Source organism: Parabacteroides sp. Marseille-P3160 (assembly GCF_900162725.1).
Taxonomy (GTDB): Bacteria; Bacteroidota; Bacteroidia; order Bacteroidales; family Tannerellaceae; genus Marseille-P3160.
The window spans coordinates 439,862-447,869 of the sequence record NZ_LT799418.1 but is presented as its reverse complement, the minus strand read 5'-3'; the positions used below and the strand labels follow the sequence as shown (position 1 = coordinate 447,869).

At 34.8% G+C, this 8,008-nt stretch carries 1 protein-coding gene and 3 CRISPR repeat arrays; the gene reads left to right on the top strand.

Going from position 1 to position 8,008, the window contains the following annotated elements; all coding sequences use genetic code 11:
* Window positions 1–155: 155 nt before the first annotated feature.
* Window positions 156–1,738: direct repeats of the CRISPR family, unit length 47 nt; unit sequence GTTGTGATTTGCTTTCAAAAGTTTGTACCTTTGGCTTTAGTAACAGC.
* Between the two features lie 106 nt (window positions 1,739–1,844).
* Window positions 1,845–2,352: a CRISPR direct-repeat array (repeat unit 48 nt; unit sequence GTTGTGATTTGCTTTCAAAAGTTTGTACCTTTGGCTTTAGTAACAGCA).
* Window positions 2,353–2,458: 106 nt separating this feature from the next.
* Window positions 2,459–3,350: a CRISPR direct-repeat array (repeat unit 47 nt; unit sequence GTTGTGATTTGCTTTCAAAAGTTTGTACCTTTGGCTTTAGTAACAGC).
* Window positions 3,351–3,646: 296 nt separating this feature from the next.
* Entirely contained in the window at window positions 3,647–7,981 is a 4,335-nt protein-coding gene (cas9, locus tag BQ8014_RS01870; RefSeq protein WP_080902875.1) for a type II CRISPR RNA-guided endonuclease Cas9, read from the top strand.
* The last annotated feature ends 27 nt before the right edge of the window (window positions 7,982–8,008 follow it).

The window sequence follows — 8,008 nt, the reverse complement described above, 5'->3', positions numbered from 1 at the left end:
AGTTGTGATTTGCTTTCAAAAGTTTGTACCTTTGGCTTTAGTAACAGCATTCCGTTGCTATATCATTTGTAACTAATGGTTGTGATTTGCTTTCAAAAGTTTGTACCTTTGGCTTTAGTAACAGCTCAAACGGAATTTTAAGTGTAGAAGAGAATGTTGTGATTTGCTTTCAAAAGTTTGTACCTTTGGCTTTAGTAACAGCCTATGTACTTAAATTGCTGCTCGAATTCGGTTGTGATTTGCTTTCAAAAGTTTGTACCTTTGGCTTTAGTAACAGCGTCAGAGATTAAAGGTTGAATGTAGTCTACGTTGTGATTTGCTTTCAAAAGTTTGTACCTTTGGCTTTAGTAACAGCTTGTTCTTCTCCTTCGTTCTCAGGTACTTCGTTGTGATTTGCTTTCAAAAGTTTGTACCTTTGGCTTTAGTAACAGCTTGTTCTTCTCCTTCGTTCTCAGGTACTTCGTTGTGATTTGCTTTCAAAAGTTTGTACCTTTGGCTTTAGTAACAGCGGATGACTCATACGATATGGCCTCGGAAGCGTTGTGATTTGCTTTCAAAAGTTTGTACCTTTGGCTTTAGTAACAGCGCCGCATATGCATTAAAGTTACAAGAAGTTGTTGTGATTTGCTTTCAAAAGTTTGTACCTTTGGCTTTAGTAACAGCATAAAATTGTAAGGATATCGGTAAACATACGTTGTGATTTGCTTTCAAAAGTTTGTACCTTTGGCTTTAGTAACAGCTGGAACGCTCCACTGTGTTTTTGCGCACCTGTTGTGATTTGCTTTCAAAAGTTTGTACCTTTGGCTTTAGTAACAGCGTTTTCTTCTCCTTCGTTCTCAGGTACTTCGTTGTGATTTGCTTTCAAAAGTTTGTACCTTTGGCTTTAGTAACAGCTTATTCTTCTCCTTCGTTCTCAGGTACTTCGTTGTGATTTGCTTTCAAAAGTTTGTACCTTTGGCTTTAGTAACAGCATTTAGTATCTTAATAAATGCTCTTAATCTGTTGTGATTTGCTTTCAAAAGTTTGTACCTTTGGCTTTAGTAACAGCAATTAGGTGCTTATTGATGCAAAGGCATGGGTTGTGATTTGCTTTCAAAAGTTTGTACCTTTGGCTTTAGTAACAGCATTTATCAGATTCGTTCTTGTGAACTCCAGTTGTGATTTGCTTTCAAAAGTTTGTACCTTTGGCTTTAGTAACAGCATTTAGTATCTTAATAAATGCTCTTAATCTGTTGTGATTTGCTTTCAAAAGTTTGTACCTTTGGCTTTAGTAACAGCAATTAGGTGCTTATTGATGCAAAGGCATGGGTTGTGATTTGCTTTCAAAAGTTTGTACCTTTGGCTTTAGTAACAGCATTTATCAGATTCGTTCTTGTGAACTCCAGTTGTGATTTGCTTTCAAAAGTTTGTACCTTTGGCTTTAGTAACAGCATTTAGTATCTTAATAAATGCTCTTAATCTGTTGTGATTTGCTTTCAAAAGTTTGTACCTTTGGCTTTAGTAACAGCAATTAGGTGCTTATTGATGCAAAGGCATGGGTTGTGATTTGCTTTCAAAAGTTTGTACCTTTGGCTTTAGTAACAGCATTTATCAGATTCGTTCTTGTGAACTCCAGTTGTGATTTGCTTTCAAAAGTTTGTACCTTTGGCTTTAGTAACAGCATTTAGTATCTTAATAAATGCTCTTAATCTGTTGTGATTTGCTTTCAAAAGTTTGTACCTTTGGCTTTAGTAACAGCAATTAGGTGCTTATTGATGCAAAGGCATGGGTTGTGATTTGCTTTCAAAAGTTTGTACCTTTGGCTTTAGTAACAGCATTTATCAGATTCGTTCTTGTGAACTCCAGTTGTGATTTGCTTTCAAAAGTTTGTACCTTTGGCTTTAGTAACAGCATTTAGTATCTTAATAAATGCTCTTAATCTGTTGTGATTTGCTTTCAAAAGTTTGTACCTTTGGCTTTAGTAACAGCAATTAGGTGCTTATTGATGCAAAGGCATGGGTTGTGATTTGCTTTCAAAAGTTTGTACCTTTGGCTTTAGTAACAGCATTTATCAGATTCGTTCTTGTGAACTCCAGTTGTGATTTGCTTTCAAAAGTTTGTACCTTTGGCTTTAGTAACAGCATTCCGTTGCTATATCATTTGTAACTAAAGGTTGTGATTTGCTTTCAAAAGTTTGTACCTTTGGCTTTAGTAACAGCATATCCCTCAATTCATCCTACCAGGAGACGGTTGTGATTTGCTTTCAAAAGTTTGTACCTTTGGCTTTAGTAACAGCATCAGAAGAAACCGAGATTGGCGATAATGGTTGTGATTTGCTTTCAAAAGTTTGTACCTTTGGCTTTAGTAACAGCATAAAATTGTAAGGATATCGGTAAACATACGTTGTGATTTGCTTTGAAAAGTTTGTACCTTTGGCTTTAGTAACAGCTGGAACGCTCCACTGTGTTTTTGCGCACCTGTTGTGATTTGCTTTCAAAAGTTTGTACCTTTGGCTTTAGTAACAGCGACTCTCCAATGTATATGGATTCGAATAAGGTTGTGATTTGCTTTCAAAAGTTTGTACCTTTGGCTTTAGTAACAGCATTGTGTTTAGAAAAGTAGGGTCTAGCATAGTTGTGATTTGCTTTCAAAAGTTTGTACCTTTGGCTTTAGTAACAGCGAAATTTCTTATATGAAGGGATCGGAAATAGTTGTGATTTGCTTTCAAAAGTTTGTACCTTTGGCTTTAGTAACAGCTCTTTCCTCGTTGCTTACTGGAGATTTATCGTTGTGATTTGCTTTCAAAAGTTTGTACCTTTGGCTTTAGTAACAGCTATATTGTTTTTCATGCAAACAAGAAATCGGTTGTGATTTGCTTTCAAAAGTTTGTACCTTTGGCTTTAGTAACAGCTTATTTCTTTGAATGGATATTTGGCAACCTGTTGTGATTTGCTTTCAAAAGTTTGTACCTTTGGCTTTAGTAACAGCGGCCAGTCGATGCGTGTCCAGGTGATCGTTGTTGTGATTTGCTTTCAAAAGTTTGTACCTTTGGCTTTAGTAACAGCAGAGTAAAAAGCTTATGAAGCTTTATATAGTTGTGATTTGCTTTCAAAAGTTTGTACCTTTGGCTTTAGTAACAGCTTCAAGCGTCATTGTTTATCCTTTCCATCTGTTGTGATTTGCTTTCAAAAGTTTGTACCTTTGGCTTTAGTAACAGCCGAGAACTCTACAATCTATCTTAATACGGGGTTGTGATTTGCTTTCAAAAGTTTGTACCTTTGGCTTTAGTAACAGCTATCGCATATATAAAGTTCTGCAATTGATGTTGTGATTTGCTTTCAAAAGTTTGTACCTTTGGCTTTAGTAACAGCACAATATATACAAGTCAAAAAGAATCAAACAATTAATCCTTATTTTTGAACTGTAAAAAGCTATTACTAAACAAATAAAAAATCCCGTTTAATGCGGGATTTTTTATTTGTACTATAGATTTCTAAAAAAGAAGACGAGTTGCCCCGCCTTAAATGTTTTCACAACGGAATAATCCTTATTGTGATTTGCTTTCAAAAATTTATATGCAAAGTTACATAAAAATAATTTGCAAAAAACATTCTGCGAAATAAAAATTATACATAATTTTATACATCATTTACAATGAATTGTAATTATGAAAAAGCATATTTTAGGACTAGACTTGGGTACCAATAGTGTTGGCTGGGCACTACTGGAAGTAAATGAAAACGGCAAACCATATAAAATACGAGGAATGGGAAGCCGAATCATTCCGATGAGTCAGGATATTTTGGGAAATTTTGAAAATGGGAATTCTATTTCTCAAACAGCGGAACGTACTGATTATCGTGGAACAAGAAGATTAAGGGAACGCCATTTGTTACGTCGCGAACGATTACATCGTGTTTTAAATGTTTTAGGATTTCTACCCGAACATTATGCGAGTCAAATTGATTTTGAGAAACGTTTGGGCCAATTTGCTAGTGATACAGAACCTAAATTAGCATGGAAAAAATTAGATGAAGGGAAATTTGAATTCATTTTTCAGAAGTCTTTTAACGAAATGATTACTGATTTCAAAAACACTCAACCTCAACTACTTAAAGAAGGGAAACTGATTCCCTATGATTGGACAATTTATTATTTACGAAAAAAAGCCTTAACTCAAAAAATAGAGAAGGAAGAACTCGCCTGGATTTTATTGAACTTTAACCAAAAACGCGGATATTATCAGTTACGGGGAGAAGACGAGGAAGAAAATCCAAATAAATTGGTTGAATTTTACGCGTTGAAAGTAGTTGATATTACAGCAGATGGGCCACAAAGAGGGAAAACAGACATTTGGTATAATGTTGTACTTGAAAATGGTTGGGTGTATCACCGTTCAAGTAAAGTTTCATTAACTGATTGGATTGGAAAAACAAAGGAATTTATCGTTACAACAGATTTAAACGATGACGGAACAATAAAAATAGATAAAGAAGGCAATGAGAAACGCTCTTTCCGTGCTCCTTCAGCAGATGACTGGACCCTTTTAAAGAAGAAAACAGAAGCAGACATTAATAAAAGCAATCAAACTGTCGGAGAATACATTTATGAAGCTTTACTTCAAAATCCAAAGCAGAAAATCAAAGGTAAACTGGTACGAACTATTGAGAGAAAATTCTATAAGGAAGAGCTAAGGCAAATTCTGTTAAAGCAAAAAGGATTCCATCAAGAATTACAGAATGAAGATTTATACAATGAAGCAGTTCGAGAGCTTTACCGAAACAACGAATCTCAGCAACTTTCCCTTGCAAAGAAAGACTTTATATCATTATTTTTAAACGATATTATATTCTATCAACGTCCATTACGAAGCCAGAAATCATCTATTAGTAATTGCACATTGGAATTTAGAAAATATAAAGATAAAGACAACATAGAGCATATTGAATACTTGAAAGCATCTCCTAAATCAAATCCTTATTATCAGGAATTTCGTTTATGGCAATGGATCAATAATTTAGCGATTTACCGTAGAGATGATGATGCGAATGTTACACAGGAATTTCTAAATCAGATCGAAAAATTCGAAGATTTATTCGATTTTCTGAACAATCGAAAAGAGATCAAGCAAGACGTGTTAATCAAATATTTCTTAGAAAAGAAAGGATATAAAGGAAAAGCCTTAACAAATGAAGTCTCCAAATATCGTTGGAATTTTGTTGATGACAAAGACAAGGCTTATCCGTGCAATGAGACCAGGTATCTTATTACAAACCGGCTTGAAAAAGTGCAAAATACTCCCTCTGATTTCCTGAACAGAGAAATCGAGCAACAATTATGGCATATTATTTATTCGGTAACCGACAAGGCGGAATTTGAAAAAGCTTTAAAATCATTTGCCGAGAAACATCAGTTGGATATGGAATCTTTTGTTGATAATTTCAGGAAATTTCCACCTTTTCGAAACGAGTACGGTTCATTTTCTGAAAAAGCCATTAAGAAACTATTGCCTTTAATGCGGTTTGGAAAGTATTGGAATTGGGAAGCCATTGATCCCAAAACGAAGGACAGAATTGATAAAATAATTACCGGGGAGTACAATGAAGAGATAAAAGATAAAGTTCGGGAAAAGGCTATTCATCTATCTCAGAAAGAAAATTTTCAAGGGTTACAGCTTTGGTTGGCAAGTTATATCGTCTACGGTCGCCATTCGGAAGCAAATGCTGCAGAAAAATGGAATACCGTTGAAGATTTGGAAACGTTCTTGAAGAATTTCAAACAACATTCTTTAAGAAATCCTATTGTAGAGCAAGTCGTTACTGAAACCTTACGGGTTTTAAAGGACATTTGGAAACATTACGGAAACGGAGCAAAAGATTTCTTTTCCGAAATCCATATTGAATTAGGACGTGAGATGAAACTCCCGACCGAAGAACGCCAGAGGTTGACAAAACAGATAACAGAAAATGAAATAACGAATCTGCGGATTAAATCCCTTTTGGCCGAAATGGAAAACTATGCGGAAGTAGAAAACGTGCGGCCGCTCTCACCCATGCAGCAGGAAGTTTTGAAGATTTATGAAGATAGCGTATTAAATTCCGGTATCGAAATTGATGATGATATCTTAAAAATAAGTAAAACAGCACAACCTTCGTCATCCGAACTCCGGCGATACAAATTATGGTTGGAACAACGTTATCGTTCGCCTTATACCGGAACAGTTATTCCTTTGAATAAACTATTCACTTCCGATTATGAAATTGAGCACATCATTCCGCAAAGCCGTTATTTCGATGATAGTTTCAGTAATAAAGTGATTTGTGAATCCGCTGTAAATAAACTAAAAGGTAATCAGCTCGGATTAGAGTTCATAAAAGAGCACCCCGAAGAAATGGTTGAGATTGGATTTGGGAAAAAAGTTAGAATATTCAACGAAAAAGAATATTTAGAATTCGTAAAAGAACATTATAGCAAGAACCGATCGAAACGGAGCAAACTTTTGATGGAAGAAATTCCCGAGAAAATGATAGAGCGGCAGATAAATGACACCCGTTATATCAGCAAATATATATCTTCTCTACTCTCTAATATTGTACGTGAAGAGATAAAAGATGATGGCGTCAATTCCAAGAACCTCATTCCATTGAACGGGAAAATAACAACTCGGCTAAAACAAGACTGGGGATTGAACGATATCTGGAATGATTTGATCCTTCCTCGTTTCGAACGTATGAACCAACTGACTAATTCTACAGATTTTATAACCTATAATGAACGCTATCAAAAATATTTACCTACGGTGCCGATCGAAGTATCCAAAAATTTCCAGAAAAAGCGTATCGATCATCGACACCATGCCATGGATGCTTTAGTTATTGCCTGTGCTACCCGAAGTCATGTAAACTACATGAACAACCAATATGCTTTAGATAAAAGTAAAACCAAAGAAGAGAAACAAGTCAAAAGAGAAGATTTAAGAACTGTTTTATGTTACAAAAAATACAATGACAATTTTTCAAAAAGCTATAACTGGTTTTTCAAAAAGCCTTGGGATAGTTTTACTGTAGATGCCCGCAATGAATTGGAGAAAATAATCGTCAGTTTTAAGCAAAACCTTCGGGTGATCAATAAAAGCGTCAATTATTATCAACATTATGTCGATGGGAAAAAGGTTATAGACAAACAGACTAAAGGTGATAATTGGGCGATTCGAAAATCTTTACATAAGGAATTCGTTTATGCCAAGGTCAATTTAGTAAGAATAAAAGTGTCCAGAGGGAAATTTATTACGGCAATAAGAAAAAAGTTGGATACTTCTTTTGATTTAAAAACTATTGATAAAATAACGGATACGGGCATTCAAAAAATCTTGAAGAATTATTTGTCCTACAAAAAAAGCCCAGAGTTGGCATTCTCTCCGGAAGGCATCGAAGATTTAAACAACAACATTGAGAAATTCAATGACGGGAAAAAACGCCAGCCTATTCATAAAGTACGAATTTTTGAAATAGGAAGCAGATTTCCTTTGGGCGAAACGGGTAATAAAAAATCCAAATATGTTGAAGCGGCCAAAGGAACGAATCTGTTTTTTGCCATTTATGTCGATGAGGAAGGGAATCGTAGTTATGAAACCATTCCTTTAAACATAGTGATTGAAAGATTGAAACAAGGGTTAACCGATGTACCCGAAATCAATGAAAAAGGAGATAAACTTTTATTTCACTTATCTCCTAACGATTTAGTATATGTACCAACAGAAGAAGAAAATGCAAAACCTTTAGATAGAGAAGAATTACATCAAAACAGAATTTATAAAATGGTTAGCTCAAGTGGCTCTCAATGTTTTTTTATAAAAAGTGAAGTAGCGAATTCTATTGTCAATAAAATAGAATATTCAGCATTGAACAAAATGGAAAGAGCAATTGATGGAACAATGATAAAACAAGTATGTATAAAACTGAAAGTGGATAGATTAGGAAAAGTGGAAGAAGCATTTCGATAAGCAGAACTAATGAAATAAATATAAAAT

Coding starts and splice junctions, on each gene's coding strand:
- cas9 (WP_080902875.1), top strand. CDS start 3,647: ATGAAAAAGCATATTTTAGGACTAGACTTGGGTACCAATAGTGTTGGC.